Annotated in this window: 14 protein-coding genes; 8 read left to right on the top strand and 6 right to left on the bottom strand. The window is 62.8% G+C overall.

Translation table 11 applies throughout. From position 1 onward, the window contains the following. Positions 1-70 precede the first annotated feature (70 nt). Positions 71-1,822 carry an IlvD/Edd family dehydratase gene (locus tag U5A57_RS23680; protein ID WP_321914065.1) on the bottom strand — a complete coding sequence of 584 codons (1,752 nt, stop codon included), beginning with the start codon at positions 1,820-1,822 and terminating at the stop codon, positions 71-73. A gap of 166 nt (positions 1,823-1,988) precedes the next feature. On the opposite strand from U5A57_RS23680, the gene U5A57_RS23685 reads away from it, so the two are divergent. From U5A57_RS23685 to U5A57_RS23710, 6 genes are all read left to right on the top strand, one after another. After that, positions 1,989-2,972 carry a LysR substrate-binding domain-containing protein gene (locus U5A57_RS23685; protein ID WP_321914066.1) on the top strand — a complete coding sequence of 328 codons (984 nt, stop codon included), beginning with the start codon at positions 1,989-1,991 and terminating at the stop codon, positions 2,970-2,972. 34 nt (positions 2,973-3,006) lie between these two features. After that, positions 3,007-3,867 (top strand): class I SAM-dependent methyltransferase, encoded by an 861-nt coding sequence (locus U5A57_RS23690; protein WP_321914067.1) that lies wholly within the window; start codon positions 3,007-3,009, stop codon positions 3,865-3,867. Positions 3,868-4,136: 269 nt separating this feature from the next. Then, on the top strand, positions 4,137-4,739 hold the full coding sequence (locus U5A57_RS23695; protein ID WP_321914068.1) for a DUF1326 domain-containing protein: 603 nt from the start codon (positions 4,137-4,139) through the stop codon (positions 4,737-4,739). After that, complete coding sequence (locus U5A57_RS23700; protein ID WP_321914069.1) at positions 4,732-5,532, top strand: DUF2182 domain-containing protein; 801 nt, start codon at positions 4,732-4,734, stop codon at positions 5,530-5,532. Before U5A57_RS23695 ends, U5A57_RS23700 begins: the two co-directional genes overlap by 8 nt. A 101-nt stretch (positions 5,533-5,633) precedes the next feature. After that, positions 5,634-6,044, top strand: a complete 411-nt coding sequence (locus U5A57_RS23705) for a metalloregulator ArsR/SmtB family transcription factor (RefSeq protein WP_321914070.1) — start codon at positions 5,634-5,636, stop codon at positions 6,042-6,044. Then, entirely contained in the window at positions 6,037-6,558 is a 522-nt protein-coding gene (locus U5A57_RS23710; RefSeq protein WP_321914071.1) for an SRPBCC domain-containing protein, read from the top strand. Before U5A57_RS23705 ends, U5A57_RS23710 begins: the two co-directional genes overlap by 8 nt. Before the next feature lie 117 nt (positions 6,559-6,675). On the opposite strand, the gene argC is transcribed toward U5A57_RS23710, so the two are convergent. After that, positions 6,676-7,605, bottom strand: a complete 930-nt coding sequence (gene argC, locus U5A57_RS23715) for an N-acetyl-gamma-glutamyl-phosphate reductase (protein WP_321914072.1) — start codon at positions 7,603-7,605, stop codon at positions 6,676-6,678. 129 nt (positions 7,606-7,734) lie between these two features. Between argC and U5A57_RS23720 the strand changes: the two genes are divergently transcribed. Then, positions 7,735-8,619, top strand: coding sequence for a LysR family transcriptional regulator (locus tag U5A57_RS23720; protein ID WP_321914073.1), 885 nt, complete (start codon positions 7,735-7,737; stop codon positions 8,617-8,619). Positions 8,620-8,688: 69 nt separating this feature from the next. Here U5A57_RS23720 and U5A57_RS23725 read toward each other — a convergent pair whose 3' ends face one another. Both U5A57_RS23725 and U5A57_RS23730 read right to left on the bottom strand, forming a co-directional pair. Next, positions 8,689-9,159 (bottom strand): ribonuclease, encoded by a 471-nt coding sequence (locus U5A57_RS23725; protein ID WP_321914074.1) that lies wholly within the window; start codon positions 9,157-9,159, stop codon positions 8,689-8,691. Between the two features lie 555 nt (positions 9,160-9,714). After that, positions 9,715-10,827 (bottom strand): alkene reductase, encoded by a 1,113-nt coding sequence (locus tag U5A57_RS23730; RefSeq protein ID WP_321914075.1) that lies wholly within the window; start codon positions 10,825-10,827, stop codon positions 9,715-9,717. Between the two features lie 380 nt (positions 10,828-11,207). On the opposite strand from U5A57_RS23730, the gene U5A57_RS23735 reads away from it, so the two are divergent. Continuing rightward, positions 11,208-12,500 (top strand): D-amino acid dehydrogenase, encoded by a 1,293-nt coding sequence (locus U5A57_RS23735; protein WP_321914076.1) that lies wholly within the window; start codon positions 11,208-11,210, stop codon positions 12,498-12,500. Positions 12,501-12,843: 343 nt separating this feature from the next. Here the strand turns inward: U5A57_RS23735 and U5A57_RS23740 are convergent, their stop codons facing one another. Both U5A57_RS23740 and U5A57_RS23745 read right to left on the bottom strand, forming a co-directional pair. Further along, a complete protein-coding gene (locus U5A57_RS23740; protein WP_321914077.1) occupies positions 12,844-13,584 on the bottom strand; it encodes a 3-ketoacyl-ACP reductase in 741 nt (246 codons plus the stop codon). A 348-nt stretch (positions 13,585-13,932) separates the two neighbouring features. Then, positions 13,933-14,184 carry a hypothetical protein gene (locus U5A57_RS23745; RefSeq protein WP_321914078.1) on the bottom strand — a complete coding sequence of 84 codons (252 nt, stop codon included), beginning with the start codon at positions 14,182-14,184 and terminating at the stop codon, positions 13,933-13,935. Positions 14,185-14,263: the final 79 nt, after the last annotated feature.

Raw genomic sequence — 14,263 nt, forward strand, 5'->3', positions numbered from 1 at the left:
TCGCCGGCGCGCGCCTTTGCTGACTCCGCGCTCAGGGCGCCGGCGCGCCCTGCCTCAGCGCCTCAACCGCTCAGTGCGAATGCCGCGGCACGCCCGCCCCGCGCTTGCCCACGAGGAAGTCGAGATCGCAACCTTCGTCTGCCTGCAGCACGTGATCGACATACAGACGCGCGTAGCCGCCCTTGCCCAGTTGCTCCGCCACGCCAGGCGCGGCCGCCGGATCGACATCGCTCAAGCGGCGCGCGAGTTCCTCGTCGCTGATGTCGAGATGCAGGCGCCCCGATTCGCAATCCAGCTCGATCCAGTCGCCGTTGCGCACGGCCGCGAGCGGGCCGCCGGCCGCCGCTTCGGGCGCAACGTGCAAGACCACCGTGCCGTAAGCGGTACCGCTCATGCGCGCGTCCGAAATGCGCACCATGTCCTTCACGCCCTGGCGCAGCAGCTTGGGCGGCAGACCCATGTTGCCGACCTCGGCCATGCCGGGGTAGCCGCGCGGGCCGCAGTTCTTCATCACGAGGATGGAGTCCTTGTCGACATCGAGCGATTCGTCGCCGATGGTCGCCTTGTAGTGGTCGAAGTTTTCGAACACCACGGCGCGGCCGCGATGCTTGAGCAGCTCGGGCGTTGCCGCCGAAGGCTTGAGCACCGCGCCGCGCGGCGCAAGATTGCCGCGCAGGATACAGATGCCGCCGTCGGCAATCAATGGGTTGTCGAGTTGACGAATCACTTCGTCGTTGTAGTTGGGCGCTTCGCGCACGTTGTCCCAGATGGACTTGCCGTTGACCGTCAGCGCACCCGGATGCGGCAGCAGGTTCGCTTCGCCGAGCCGGCGCAGCACCGCCGGCAGCCCGCCCGCGTAATAGAACTCTTCCATCAGGAAGCGGCCCGAAGGCTGCAGATCGACGATGGTCGGCGTGCCTCGGCCAACGCGCTGCCAGTCTTCGAGCTCGAGGTCCACGCCAATGCGGCCCGCAATCGCCTTCAGGTGAATCACCGCGTTGGTCGAGCCGCCAATGGCCGCGTTCGTGCGAATGGCGTTTTCGAACGCTTCGCGCGTGAGGACCTTCGAGAGCTTCAGGTCTTCCAGCGCCATCTGCACGATGCGGATGCCAGACATGTGCGCGAGCACGTAGCGGCGCGCATCCACAGCCGGAATCGCGGCGTTGTGCGGCAGCGAAACGCCCAGCGACTCGGCCATGCAGGCCATGGTCGAGGCGGTGCCCATGGTGTTGCAGGTGCCGGCCGAGCGCGACATGCCCGCTTCGGCCGAAAGGAACTGGTGCAGGTCGATCTCGCCCGCCTTCAGCTCCTCGTGCAGCCGCCACACCACCGTGCCCGAGCCGATGTCGCGTCCTTCGTGCTTGCCGTTGAGCATCGGGCCGCCCGTCACGACGATGGCGGGGACGTCCACGCTCGCGGCGCCCATCAGCAGCGCGGGCGTGGTTTTGTCGCAGCCGCACAGCAGCACGACGGCGTCGATGGGGTTGCCGCGAATCGCCTCTTCCACGTCCATGGAGGCGAGATTGCGCGTGAGCATGGCCGAGGGGCGCAGGTTCGATTCGCCGTTCGAGAACACCGGGAACTCGACCGGGAAGCCGCCGGCTTCATAAATGCCGCGCTTCACGTGCTCCGCGAGCTTGCGGAAGTGCGCATTGCAGGGCGTGAGTTCCGACCAGGTGTTGCAGATGCCAATGATCGGGCGACCATCGAATTCGTGATCGGGAATGCCTTGATTCTTCATCCAGCTTCGGTACATGAAGCCGTTCTTGTCCGTGGTGCCGAACCACTGTTGGGAGCGCAGTTTGGGTTTGGTATCCGACATCGTGTTCGTCTTGTGGAGCGGGTAGTTCGCCGATGCATCCGGGCGATGGATTCGGCACAGTCTAGGGAGAAGTCTGATAACCTTCTAATGAAAAAATGGACGCTTCCGATATCGAAATCGGCATTGGTATAAACACCTAAAACTATTTGGGAAATCAGGTGGAGACATGCTCGATACAAGCCCCTGGTACGTGCGCACGCGGCTGAAAACGCGGCAACTGCTCCTCGTCGTGGCGCTGGCCGAGGAAGGCAACATTCACCGCGCGGCGGCGGCGCTGAACATGACGCAACCCGCCGCGTCGAAGCTCCTGCGCGAACTCGAAGACATGCTCGGCGCGGTGCTGTTCGAGCGCATGCCGCGCGGCATGCGGCCCACGCTGTACGGCGACGCCCTGATCCGCCACGCGCGCGCCGTGCTGGGCAGCCTCGACCAGGCGCAGGAAGAACTGAGCGCGCTCAAGGCGGGGCGCCTTGGCCACGTGGCGGTGGGGGCGATCACCTCGCCGGGCGTGCGCGTGCTGCCGGCCGCCGTCGCGGCGGTCAAGCGCACACATGCCAACCTGCGCGTTTCCGTGGAGATCGACGCCAGCAACGTGCTGCTCGAACATCTGGCGCAAGACAAGCTCGACGTCGTGCTGGGCCGCCTTTCCGCCGAGCACGACAAGCTCCAGTTGCGCTACGAGCCGCTCGCGGGCGAGCCGGTATGCGCCGTGGTTCGGCCGGGGCATCCGATGCTCGGGCAGGCCGCGGATGAAGCCCGCCCGATCGCGCTCGCCGATATCGCGCGCGCCACGTGGGTCGTGCCGCCGGTGGGCAACGTGCTGCGCCATCGCTTCGAGCTGATGTTCCAGCGCGCGAGCCTCGCGCCCCCGTCGAACGTGGTGGAAACGCCCGCGCTGCTCTTCATCACGCGCGTGCTGGAGCAAAGCGACATGATCGCCGTGCTCACCGAAGACGTGGCGCACTACTACGCGGCGCACGGCATGGTCGCGATCCTGCCCGTGCCGATGGATTGCCAGATGGACGACTTCGGCATCATCACGCGCGCGGACCGCCTCTTCACGCCCGCGGCGAGCGTGATGATCGAGGCGTTGCGGCAAGTGAGCGCCGACATTTACGGGGCCCACCGCCGGGAGCCCGGCGCGCGATAATCGTGCGACGAAACCCGCCGCAGAGGACCGAACCATGACCGCCAGCCAGAGCGCCGCTCCCGACAGCACCGCCATTCGCGTCGCGCTGTGGCGCGCGCTGCACGTCCAGGTCGACGACGCGCCCTACGTGCTCGAAGACGAAACCGGCATGCAGATCGCCGCGCCCGCATCGAACTGGCGCGAGCGGCCCGACATGCACCCCGAAGGTACGCGCGGGTATCGCGCTTCGATCGTCGGGCGCGCGCGCTTCGTCGAAGACCTCGTGGCCGAGCAGACCGCAACAGGTCTCGCGCAACAGTACGCGATTCTCGGAGCGGGACTCGACACGTTCGCGCAGCGCCATCCCGAGATCGCCTCGCGCCTGCACGTGTACGAAGTGGACAAGCCGGGCACGCAGGCGTGGAAGCGTCAGCGGCTCATGGAGCTGGGGTTTCGCGAGCAGGACTGGCTGCGCTTCGTGCCGGTGGACTTCGAAGCCGGCGAGACATGGTGGGAACGGCTCGCCGCGGCCGGGTTCGATGCCGCGAGCCCCGCGGTGATCGCGTCGACGGGTGTCTCGATGTACCTCACGCGCGAAGCGAACCTCGCGACGCTGCGGCAGATCGCGCAGCTCGCCCCGGGCTCGACGCTCGTCATGACGTTCCTGTTGCCGCTCGAACTCATCGACGAGCCCGAGCGTTCGCAGCATGCCGCCGTGTACGAACGCGCGAGGGCGGCGGGCACGCCGTTCGTGAGCTTCTTCGCACCGGACGAGATGCTTGCGCTCGCACGCGTTGCAGGGTTGCGCGACGCGCGGCATGTTTCGACCGCGGACCTCACCGCACGTTATTTCGCAGGCCGTAGCGATGGCCTGAAACCGGCGAGCGGCGAGTCGATTCTCGTGGCGACGGTTTGACCCCGTCCCGGCATTCCATCCGGTTTTCTCGGTTGGCGCTTTTCCCGCTCCATTGCGAATAGGACAAGCTTGTTTGCGGACATACACCGCTTCTGCAGTAGCGAAAAAGCTCGAGGCATGAAGCACGCTCACCCTGGACCGTTTCGACCTAGACTTTAAGGAATTCGCAAGCTTGATCCGGTGTGCCGGAGTCGATATTCACGCGCGCGAATGTTCCGTGCCCGAACGCGAGCACATCCTGTCCGTGACCGACGTCGGAGGTGAAGACAATGGCCGAGAGCTGGAAGGTTGCCGGTACGTATTTCGAGAGCTGCAATTGCTATGCCCCTTGCAGTTGCGTTTGCCTGGGACCGCCTTCGGATGGAGACTGCGCGGTGCTGATCGGCTGGCACATCGATCAGGGGAAGTTCGCCGCCGTGACGCTGGACGGCCTCAACATTGCCCTGTTTGCGTATTCGCCGGGCCACATGTTGCAAAACAAGTGGAGAGTCGCCCTCTACCTGGACGAACGCGGCACATCTGAGCAACTCGACGTGTTGGGCAAGATATTTTCCGGTCAGGCCGGCGGACCGCTTTCGGCGCTCGGCCCGATGATTGGCGAGGTCATGGGCGTCAGGCCGGCCGCCATCAGTTATCAGCAGGACGGGAAGCGTCGCAGCCTCCACATTCCCGACGTGGCAGCCATGGAAATCGAAGCCTTGGCGGGTCAGGACGGTGGCGACGTCACGATCAGCAATCACCCGCTTACGCCTGTCCCGGGGTTCGCGGCGGTCATCGGAAAATCGAAGGAATTTCGCTTCACTGACCACGGATTCACCAGAGAAATCTCGGACCGAAACGGCTTTTATTCTCCGTTCGTCTACCATGACTGAACCTGGCTTGCTGGGTACGCGCGCGACGCGATGGTGGCCGCGGCGCGACCAGGCGGTCGCGCTGTCCGGGCTCACGGCTGCCGCAGCGCTCGCGTGGGCCTACCTCCTGTATATGAGCTGGGGCATGGAGCACATGGAGGTAGGTGCGACCATGGCCATCATGCCGCGCATGACACATTGGCATACCATCGACCTGCTTTTGGTCCTGGCGATGTGGGCCGTCATGATGGCCGCCATGATGCTTCCGTCCATCGTGCCAACGGTGCTGGGTTTCGCGTCCATGAGCAGCCGGCGGCGCCGGCAACATCGGCCATACGTGCAGACTAGCGTGTTCGTTCTCGGCTACCTCGCCGTCTGGTCCGGCTTCAGCCTCTTTGCGACGCTCGTGCAGTGGGGCTTGCTCGAGGCACGACTCGTTACGCCGATGATGGTGAGCGCGACGCCGTGGCTTGCAGGCGCTCTTCTGGTCATTGCCGGGGTCTTCCAGTTGACGCCTGCGAAGCATGCGTGCCTTGCCAGGTGCGTGTCCCCGCTCGGCTTTCTTCTAACCGAGTGGCGCGACGGCACCTTCGGCGCCTGGGTCATGGGATTTCGTCATGGGGCGTATTGCGTAGGTTGCTGCGGACTACTCATGACGCTCCTCTTCGTATTTGGCGTGATGAACGTGCTCTGGATTGCCGTGCTGTCGATCTACGTGATGCTCGAAAAAATGCTTCCGCAAGTGCGATGGCTTCCTTTCGCGCAGGGAGCGCTGCTGATTTGCTGGGGCATTGCCGTTGCCGCAAGGGGGTAGATTCGCGAGCAGGCGGTTACGAATTGCCGATCCAGATTGACATCGAAAATCGGCGCCATCTATACTTCGCCAATCGGTTAATTAAACAAACGGAAAAGTAATTGGAATCGGATCACCTGAGTGCCACCTTCGCTGCGTTGGCCGACCCGACGCGCCGCGCCATCCTCGCGAGGCTGGCGCAAGGCGAAGCGACGGTAGGCGATCTGGCCAAGCCCTTCGACTTGAGTCCGCCGGCAATCAGCAAGCACCTGCGTGTTCTCGCGCATGCAGGACTGATTACGCAAGGACGAGACCGTCAGTTCCGGCCTTGTCGCATTGTGGCTGAGCCGCTAAAGGAGGCGGCCGACTGGGCGCTGCAATATCGCGCGCTGTGGGAACAGCGCCTCGACCAGCTCGACAGCTACCTGCAGCAACTGCAACAGGCGCAGGTCAAGGACGCACCCAAGAAGCCCAACGCGAAGACCACCAACGTTTCTTCACCCCGTACCAGGAAGCCCCGCAACCATGACTGAAAAAGTGTCCGCACCCTTCATCCTTGAGCGCCGCTTCTCCGCGCCGCGGGAACTCGTGTACGCCGCGTTGACTGAAGCCCGGCATCTTGCCGCATGGATGAGCCCGCCGGGAATGGAAATGTCCCACTGCACGGTGGACGCGCGTGTCGGCGGCGTCTTTCACTACGCGATGAAGCCGAGCGGCGCGCCCGACGCCTCTGCCATGTGGGGCAAGTGGACGTTCCGCGAATTGACGCCCCCCGAGCGCATCGTGGTCGTCGTGCAATTCAGCGACGCAGAGGGTGGCGTGACGCGACACCCCATGGCCAGCGAGTGGCCGCTGTATACGCTATCGACAACCACGCTTAGCGAAGTCGCAGGTGGCACGCTAATGCGCCTCGAATGGCGCGCGCTGGACGCCAGCGAAGCCGAAGAAGCCATCTTTGACGCTTCGCACGCCAGCATGTCTCAAGGTTGGGGTGGCAGCATGGATGCGCTCGAGCGCTATCTCACGCAGCGGCAAGCCGATCGCTGAGTCGCGAGAAGAAGAAGTGTGCCTCACGGTGCGCTTTTACGACCGCCCACAAGAGCCTGACGAAGCAATGGCCGCACGGCGCACGCGCGGCCGAACGCTAGCGCAAGCCATCGGCCACTACTGCCGCGTGAGCATGAGGTCCAGGTTCTGGACCGCAGCCCCGGATGCGCCTTTGCCAAGATTGTCGAAGACCGCGGACAGCAGGACGTGCTCGTGTTCCACGTCATGAAAAACGCTTAAGTGCATGTCGTTCGTACCATTCAGCACTTGCGGGTCCAGGTGTTTCAAGGCGCTCGATTCGTGCAGCGGCAGAACGCGTACGTGAGGGACCCCGGCATAGTGGCGTGCGAGGCAAGCGTGCAACGTGCCGCCATCCACGCCCGGTGCCAGCAGCCGCAGCGCCAGCGGCACCGTCAGCACGATGCCCTGGCGGAACGCTCCGTACGCTGGAACAAAAATGGGACGCTGCGCCAGGCAGGCGTGCTGCTGGATCTCCGGCGTGTGCTTGTGCGCGAGTTCCAGACCATAGACCTGATAGGAAGGCGCGCCGGCCGCTCGCGGCCCCTCATGCTCCTCCACGCCGGCGCGCCCGCGCCCGGAGTAGCCGGATACCGCGTGAATGCTGATCGGGTAATTGCCCGGTATGAGCCCGGCCTGCACCAACGGGCGCAGCAGGCCAACTGCGCCGGTCGGATAGCAACCGGGATTGGTGACCCGACATGCGTTCGCAATCTGCTCAGCCTGCCCCGGCGTCATTTCCGGAAAACCGTAAGTCCAGTCCGGCTGTGTGCGGTGGGCGGAGCTCGCGTCGATCACCCGGACGGCAGGATTGACAATGGCGCCCACTGCCTCGCGCGCCGCGGCGTCCGGCAAACAGAGGATGGCGATGTCGCAGGCGTTGATGGCTTCTGCGCGACGCCGCGAATCTTTGCGTTCCGCAGCGTCTAGCGTGAACAGTCTGATGTCGGTCCGGTTGCGCAGCCGTTCGTGGATTTGCAGCCCGGTGGTGCCTTGGTCGCCGTCGATGAAAACTACGGGAGAGCTCATACGTGCATGACTCCGCTGACTATGGGTTGTATCGGGTAAAGCGAGCCCCTATGTTGCGCGGACGGCTAGAATAGAGAAAGTTGAATTTCATAACGCAAACATTCAGTTTTTCTGAATCTGGACGCCGTCATGCGAGAGATCAGCCTGGACCGCTTGCGCACTTTGGTCGCGGTTGCCGACCGTGGTTCGTTTGCCGATGCGGCGCGCGCATTGCACCTGGCGCCGCCAACGGTCAGCCTTCATATCGCGGAACTCGAAGACCGCATTGGGGCTCCGCTCCTGTTACGCAAGCGCGGACATGTGGGGCCGACGTCTATCGGCGAGGTGCTGGTGGAACGCGCGCGCCGGCTGCTGGCCGACGCGGAGCAGGCGTTAGACGATATCCAGCGCCAGGTAGAGGGGCTCGAAGGGCGTGCGCGGCTCGGCGCGTCCACGGGCGTGATCGCGCACCTGCTGCCGCAAGCGCTCGAGGTCCTGCGCGAGCACCATCCCGCCATCGACATTCAAATTGCCGTGCTGACTTCGCAAGAAACCCTGTCCCGGCTGGTGGAGGGAACGCTGGATGTCGGGCTGATCGCGCTGCCTCAGCCCCCGGTGGCCGGACTCGTGATCAAGCCCTGGCGCCGCGACCCTGTGTTGGCCTTCGTGCCGGCGCATTGGCGGTGTCCGGCCCGCGTTACGCCTGAATGGCTCGCCACCCAACCGCTCATCCTCAATGACGCGACCACGCGTCTCTCGCGTCTGACCGCGGAGTGGTTCGCGACCGCAGGGCATCATCCTGCGCCGCGCATTCAGCTCAACTACAACGACGCGATCAAGAGTCTGGTAGCGGCAGGTTACGGCGCCGCGCTGTTGCCACATGAGGCCACGACGCCACTGCCCGACAAGCGCATCGTCATGCGTGCACTGCGCCCAGCCTTGTGGCGACGGCTCGGTATTGCATATCGTGCGGGGTACGTTGAGCGTTCCACGCAACACGTCCTGGATGTGTTGTGGGATTTGCGACTGGCGTAGCCGTTGCCATTCGCCGCCAGGGCCCTTTTCGCTGAAACAATAGCCCTTCACGAAGATCAGAGTCCCGCTTCACTCCGCAATGCGCTTGAAACTGGCGTAGTAATCTTCGGTGTAATAACAGTCGCCAATCTGCTTGCGCGGTCCACCACACACGATCCGGCGCTGCCCGCGGTCCGTCATGCCAGGGGTGCGAACCGTGTATGTGTGGTAGTAGCCACGTGGATGCTTCGGCAGCAAAGCGGCGCTGTTGCGGAACAACACGCCGTCGTCTGCGAAAGGGAAGGGCCCGCCCGCTTTGATCAGCCGTAGCGTCTCGGTTCCTTCCGCCGGCAACTGTGTCCTGGTGATGGTGCCCAGCGTGCCCGCTACTTGCGCGCCCGATGCGGCGGGTGTGCCGCTTGCGCCCTGCGTTGGCTGAGCCGGCGCCTGGCTTGCAGACGCGCCCGATGCCTCCGTGGCGTTTCGCGAACTCTCCTTGCCGCATCCACAGAGGATCGCGCTCAAGGCAACGATGCAGGGGAAAGCCCACGCTCTCTTCACGAAACGATTCTCCTCTCGTTGACCGGAACTCGACGACCAGGATAGACGTAAAGGTAGCGCTAATGGCGCAGCGAATCAATGATCGAAAGGAAACAGGCACTCGGCACGTAGCAACGAACAACGGCCGCTTACACCCGTTCCGATGTAAGCGGCCTGGACCTGCAATAACATAGTGCTGGATGACGCGGTACTTCAACTGCATGCTGCCCTGCTCTTCAACTACGTGTTGCTCTGCACTTCAACGACGTATTTCCCTGCACTCCTCATCGATTCAACAGCATGGTACTTCGACAATAACCGGTTAAGCTCTGCCAGACACGACTACTGCTGCGGGACTGCTGTACTGCAACGGGTACACGGTATGGTCCAACTCGACCGCAGGAGGGGAATCCCGGGATGGAGCCAACGTCTCGCTCCATGACAACCAGTGTAGACGTAGCAGGCATTAACCAATTGCCCGAAACGAGCCCAATATGGCGCCGAGTTCCCGCAATTGACGAGCGTGCCTGCCGGTGCTCCGATGCGTCCGCGCATCCGCCCATACAAGCTCGCATTTCAGGCGACAGCTTCCGCCTCAGACTGATAGAACGGGTAGTCCGTATAACCGATTTGCGTGCCGCCAAAGAAGGTCGGGCGGTCGTACGGGTTGAGCGATAGATTGCGACGCAGCCGCTCCGGAAGGTCGGGATTCGCAATGAAGTGGCGACCGAATGCCACCAGATCGGCATCGCCGGCCTTCAGGATCGCTTCGGCCTTTTCACCGTCGAAGCCGCCGGCCGCGACGATGGTGCCCGCATAGTGCTTGCGAATCATCTGAGCCGCGACCGGATCCGGATTGGCGCTCTCGTTTTCGACATTGCCGAGAATGCGGGGCTCGATGAGGTGCAGGTACGCGAGATTCAGCTTCGCAAGTTCTTCTGCCACATACGTGAACAGGCCGACAGGGTCGCTATCCGACATGTCGCCCCATGACCCGCTCGGCCCAAGGCGCACGGCAACCTTGTCGCTTCCCCACACCGAAATAACAGCACGAGTGGCTTCCATCAGCAGACGGGCGCGGTTTTCGAACGAACCGCCATAGATGTCCGTGCGCTTGTTGCTGCCGTCCTGCAGGAACTGGTCAAACAGATAGCCGTTTGCGGCATGCAGTTCCACGCCGTCGAAGCCTGCCGCGACGCCGCGTGCTGCCGCCGCGCGAAAACTTTCGACGATGCCCGCAATTTCGTGAGTCTCCAGTGCGCGATTCGGCGTATTCGGAACCCAGCCGGCGTCCGTGTATGCGACACCGCCATGAGGCACTTCCGAGGGGCCAACCGGACGCCCACCGTCGGGTTGCAATTCCGAATTCGACTGGCGCCCAGCGTGGTACAGCTGAAGGAAGATTTTCGCGCCCTTTGCATGGACTGCCTCGGTCACGCGCTTCCAGCCGGCAATCTGGCTGTCGTCGTACAAACCCGGCGCACCAAGATACCCGTTGCCGTTCGGCGCAGCGATGGTGGCCTCGCTAATCAGGAACCCGCCGGCCGAAGCGCGCTGCGCGTAGTACTCCGCCATGAGCGGGCCGGGTATCGCACCGCTTTCAGCACGCATGCGGGTGAGCGGCGCTAGAACGACTCGGTGCGAGAACGTGTAAGGACCGACTTTGACTTCAGAAAAGAGCTTGGACATGATTGACCCCAAAAAGGATTGGAAAGCGCATCGATTGCTGGTTGTCCGACGTGACAGAAGCCGAAGCCGCGGAACTGGCTCACTTCCCCGCGACTGCGATGGGTTAGAGTGTATATGCACATATCGATTCATTTGTCGCGATTGCCAGCAATACTGTTCTCGCGTTTCTCAAACAATTCTCTTTCTATTCCACGCCATCCATGCCGGGAACAGGTTTGAAAACATTAATGACTTTTCATCCAGTCGGCGTAGCAATTTCAACCAGAAATAGGCGACCAAACATTATTGAAAACTGTGCATATGTCGCTAGCATCCAGTTATCGACTGCCAGATCAAACACCGGCGGCGGTCATTCACTACAGGCTGGGGAGAGGACGGGTATGCGAGTCCTGGTATTGGGTAGCGGGGTCGTCGGTGTGACTAGCGCGTTTTATCTGGCGCGTGCCGGTCACGAAGTCACTGTCATCGACCGCGAGGAAGGCCCCGCGCTTGAGACGAGCTTCGCGAACGCCGGGCAAATTTCTCCAGGCTATGCAGCACCATGGGCGGCACCCGGCGTTCCGCTCAAAGCCGTTAAGTGGATGTTCCAGAAGCATGCGCCGCTCGCCATCCGCCCGGATGACGCGGACAAGCAGTTCCAGCTTCAGTGGATGTGGCAGATGCTGCAGAACTGCACCGCCGAGCGCTATGCGATCAACAAGAACCGCATGGTGCGGCTTGCGCAATACAGCCGCGACTGCCTGCAGGCACTGCGCGCTGAAACGGGTATCCAGTACGAAGGACGAACCGGCGGCACGCTACAGGTTTTCCGCACGCAGCAGCAGCTCGACGGCGCAGCCAAAGACATTTCCGTACTGAAAGAGGCGAACGTTCCCTACGAGCTGTTGAGCGCAAGCGAACTCTCGCGGGTTGAGCCTGCGCTCGCGGCGACCTCGCACAAGCTAACCGGCGGCCTTCGCCTGCCCGGCGACGAAACAGGCGACTGCCAGCTGTTCACGACCCGGCTTGCCACGCTCGCCGCAGAGGCAGGCGTAACGTTCCGCTACAACACGCCAGTCGATACCCTCGTTGTCGAAGACTGCAAAGTCGTTGGCGTGCGCCATGGGACCAAGCTCATCCATGCGGATGCGTTCGTTGTCGCATTTGGCTCCTATTCGACGAGCTTCCTGTCGGGCCTCGTCAAGATTCCGGTCTACCCGCTCAAGGGGTATTCCATCACGGCGCCTATCGTCGACGAGGCTCGCGCGCCGGTCTCGACTGTCCTGGATGAGACCTACAAAATCGCCATCACCCGTTTCGACAAACGCATTCGCGTGGGCGGCATGGCCGAAATCGTCGGGTTCGACAAGCGCCTGCGCGAGGCGCGGCGCGAGACGCTCGAAATGTGCGTGAACGATTTGTTCCCGGGCGGCGGCGACATATCGAAGGCGACGTTCTGGACCGGGCTGCGGCCAATGACGCCAGACGGCACGCCCATTGTCGGCCGCACTGCCGTATCCAATCTGTTCCTGAACACGGGCCACGGCACGCTTGGCTGGACCATGTCCTGCGGTTCGGCGCAGCTTCTCGCCGACCTGATTTCAGGCAGAAGGCCTGCTATCCAGTACGACGACCTGAACGTGTTCCGCTACGACAAGGAGCCGGCAGCCCCCGCGGATTTCGCACTGGACTAGGCAGCACTGCGTGCGCCTCGCTACGCGAATGCGCCCTGGGTTTCCACGCACTCAACTCACGGCGCGCTCGGCCGTTATTTCACTTATGGAGCAAGGCAGCCGGTCCTATGACTTGCGGATCGTCCTCCTGCCAGGCCCCATACCCTGCCCCTAACTGTCGGGGACCACGCAGAGTCGAAATTGAGCGCCGGGAGCCCGCTCCCGGCGCGTTTTTCTTTCGCCATCCAGCCAGACGTCACACAAACCGGCACCCCAAAATGCGAAGCGGGAGCCGGCTCCACGCCGCTCCCGCCAGATCACTTCGTTGTGCTCACCAGCACCGCGCAAGCAGACGCGGCAACACTCAGCTCATGTGCAAACCGCCATTGAGCGAGAAGTCCGCGCCGGTCGAAAAGCCTGATTCGTCGGACGCGAGCCACGCGACGATCGAAGCGATCTCCAACGGTTCGCCGAGGCGACGCACCGGAATGCTGTCGACGATCTTCGAGAGCACTTCGGGCTTCACCGCCTTGACCATGTCCGTGCCGATATAGCCGGGCGAAACGGTATTGACCGTCACGCCCTTGGTCGCCACTTCCTGCGCGAGCGCCATGGTGAAGCCGTGAATGCCGGCCTTGGCCGTGGAGTAATTCGTCTGACCGAACTGGCCTTTCTGCCCGTTCACCGACGAAATGTTGATCACGCGCCCAAACCCCCGCTCGATCATGCCGTCGATCACCTGCTTCGTCACGTTGAAGAGGCTCGTGAGGTTGGTGTCGATCACCGCGATCCAGTCTTCGTGCGTCATCTTGCGGAAGACGACGTCGCGCGTGATGCCCGCGTTGTTGACCAGAATGTCGATCTCGCCGACGTCCTTCTTCACCTTCTCGAACGCGACAGCCGTGGAGTCCCAGTCGGCCACGTTGCCTTCCGAGGCGACGAACTCGTAGCCCAGCGCCTTTTGCTCGTCGAGCCAGCGCGTTTTGCGCTGCGAGTTCGGGCCGCAGCCCGCGACCACCGTGTAGCCATCCTTGTGCAGACGCTGGCAGATGGCCGTTCCGATGCCGCCCATGCCGCCGGTCACGTAGGCAATACGCTTTGCCATAGATCCTCCTTTTGCTTTAGGGGGTAGGTGAGTTGGGAAAGACTCTGGAGGATGGAGTCAGTTTGACGAGCGCCACCCAGCCGGGCGATGGGGAAATACCCGTACAGGAAAACGCCTGCCGGAACCATTCCGTACGACAGGGTGTGCTGGCGTTTTCTCAATGCCGCCAGCGGACCGAACAAGCCTATCAGCGTCTTTTGGGGGACACAAGGCGATCGCAACGTCAGACGTGGGCAAAAGCACACATTTGCCTGGCATGCCTCAATAAACACACGCGTAGAGATGTGTTTTGCATAAGAATACGGCCCGGCATCTAGCCGGGCCGTGCGCAGGCTGACTGCGAAGGCGTCAGAGACCGGCGGCGAGCCGCTCGTCGCCGAATCCTTCGGGCAGGCCCGTCACATAATCCAGCCGCCCGACCGCTTCGAGCAGCGAGCGGCCGGCAATCGTGAGCGCAAGCCGGCGATGACCTTCCGTCCAGTGCTCGAGCGCGACGAGCTGACGCTCGAGCAGCGTGTCCAGTTCCTGACGATTCATGTCGATCTGGTCCGGCGAATGGCGGACCAGCATCAGCGTGGCGAATTCCTTAGGGCTCAGCAATGTTGTCTCCCAGTAACTCTCATGCCGCAACCAGGGGGCACAGGGCCGCATATATTCGAGGTTCAATGTGACACTGGCA

Source organism: Paraburkholderia sp. J11-2 (assembly GCF_905220185.1).
Classification (GTDB): Bacteria; Pseudomonadota; Gammaproteobacteria; order Burkholderiales; family Burkholderiaceae; genus Paraburkholderia.

Bases quoted from the DNA above. Each gene is read 5' to 3' on its own strand.
- U5A57_RS23680 (WP_321914065.1), bottom strand. From the start codon at position 1,822: ATGTCGGATACCAAACCCAAACTGCGCTCCCAACAGTGGTTCGGCACC.
- U5A57_RS23685 (WP_321914066.1), top strand. From the start codon at position 1,989: ATGCTCGATACAAGCCCCTGGTACGTGCGCACGCGGCTGAAAACGCGG.
- U5A57_RS23690 (WP_321914067.1), top strand. From the start codon at position 3,007: ATGACCGCCAGCCAGAGCGCCGCTCCCGACAGCACCGCCATTCGCGTC.
- U5A57_RS23695 (WP_321914068.1), top strand. From the start codon at position 4,137: ATGGCCGAGAGCTGGAAGGTTGCCGGTACGTATTTCGAGAGCTGCAAT.
- U5A57_RS23700 (WP_321914069.1), top strand. From the start codon at position 4,732: ATGACTGAACCTGGCTTGCTGGGTACGCGCGCGACGCGATGGTGGCCG.
- U5A57_RS23710 (WP_321914071.1), top strand. From the start codon at position 6,037: ATGACTGAAAAAGTGTCCGCACCCTTCATCCTTGAGCGCCGCTTCTCC.
- argC (WP_321914072.1), bottom strand. From the start codon at position 7,605: ATGAGCTCTCCCGTAGTTTTCATCGACGGCGACCAAGGCACCACCGGG.
- U5A57_RS23720 (WP_321914073.1), top strand. From the start codon at position 7,735: ATGCGAGAGATCAGCCTGGACCGCTTGCGCACTTTGGTCGCGGTTGCC.
- U5A57_RS23730 (WP_321914075.1), bottom strand. From the start codon at position 10,827: ATGTCCAAGCTCTTTTCTGAAGTCAAAGTCGGTCCTTACACGTTCTCG.
- U5A57_RS23735 (WP_321914076.1), top strand. From the start codon at position 11,208: ATGCGAGTCCTGGTATTGGGTAGCGGGGTCGTCGGTGTGACTAGCGCG.
- U5A57_RS23740 (WP_321914077.1), bottom strand. From the start codon at position 13,584: ATGGCAAAGCGTATTGCCTACGTGACCGGCGGCATGGGCGGCATCGGA.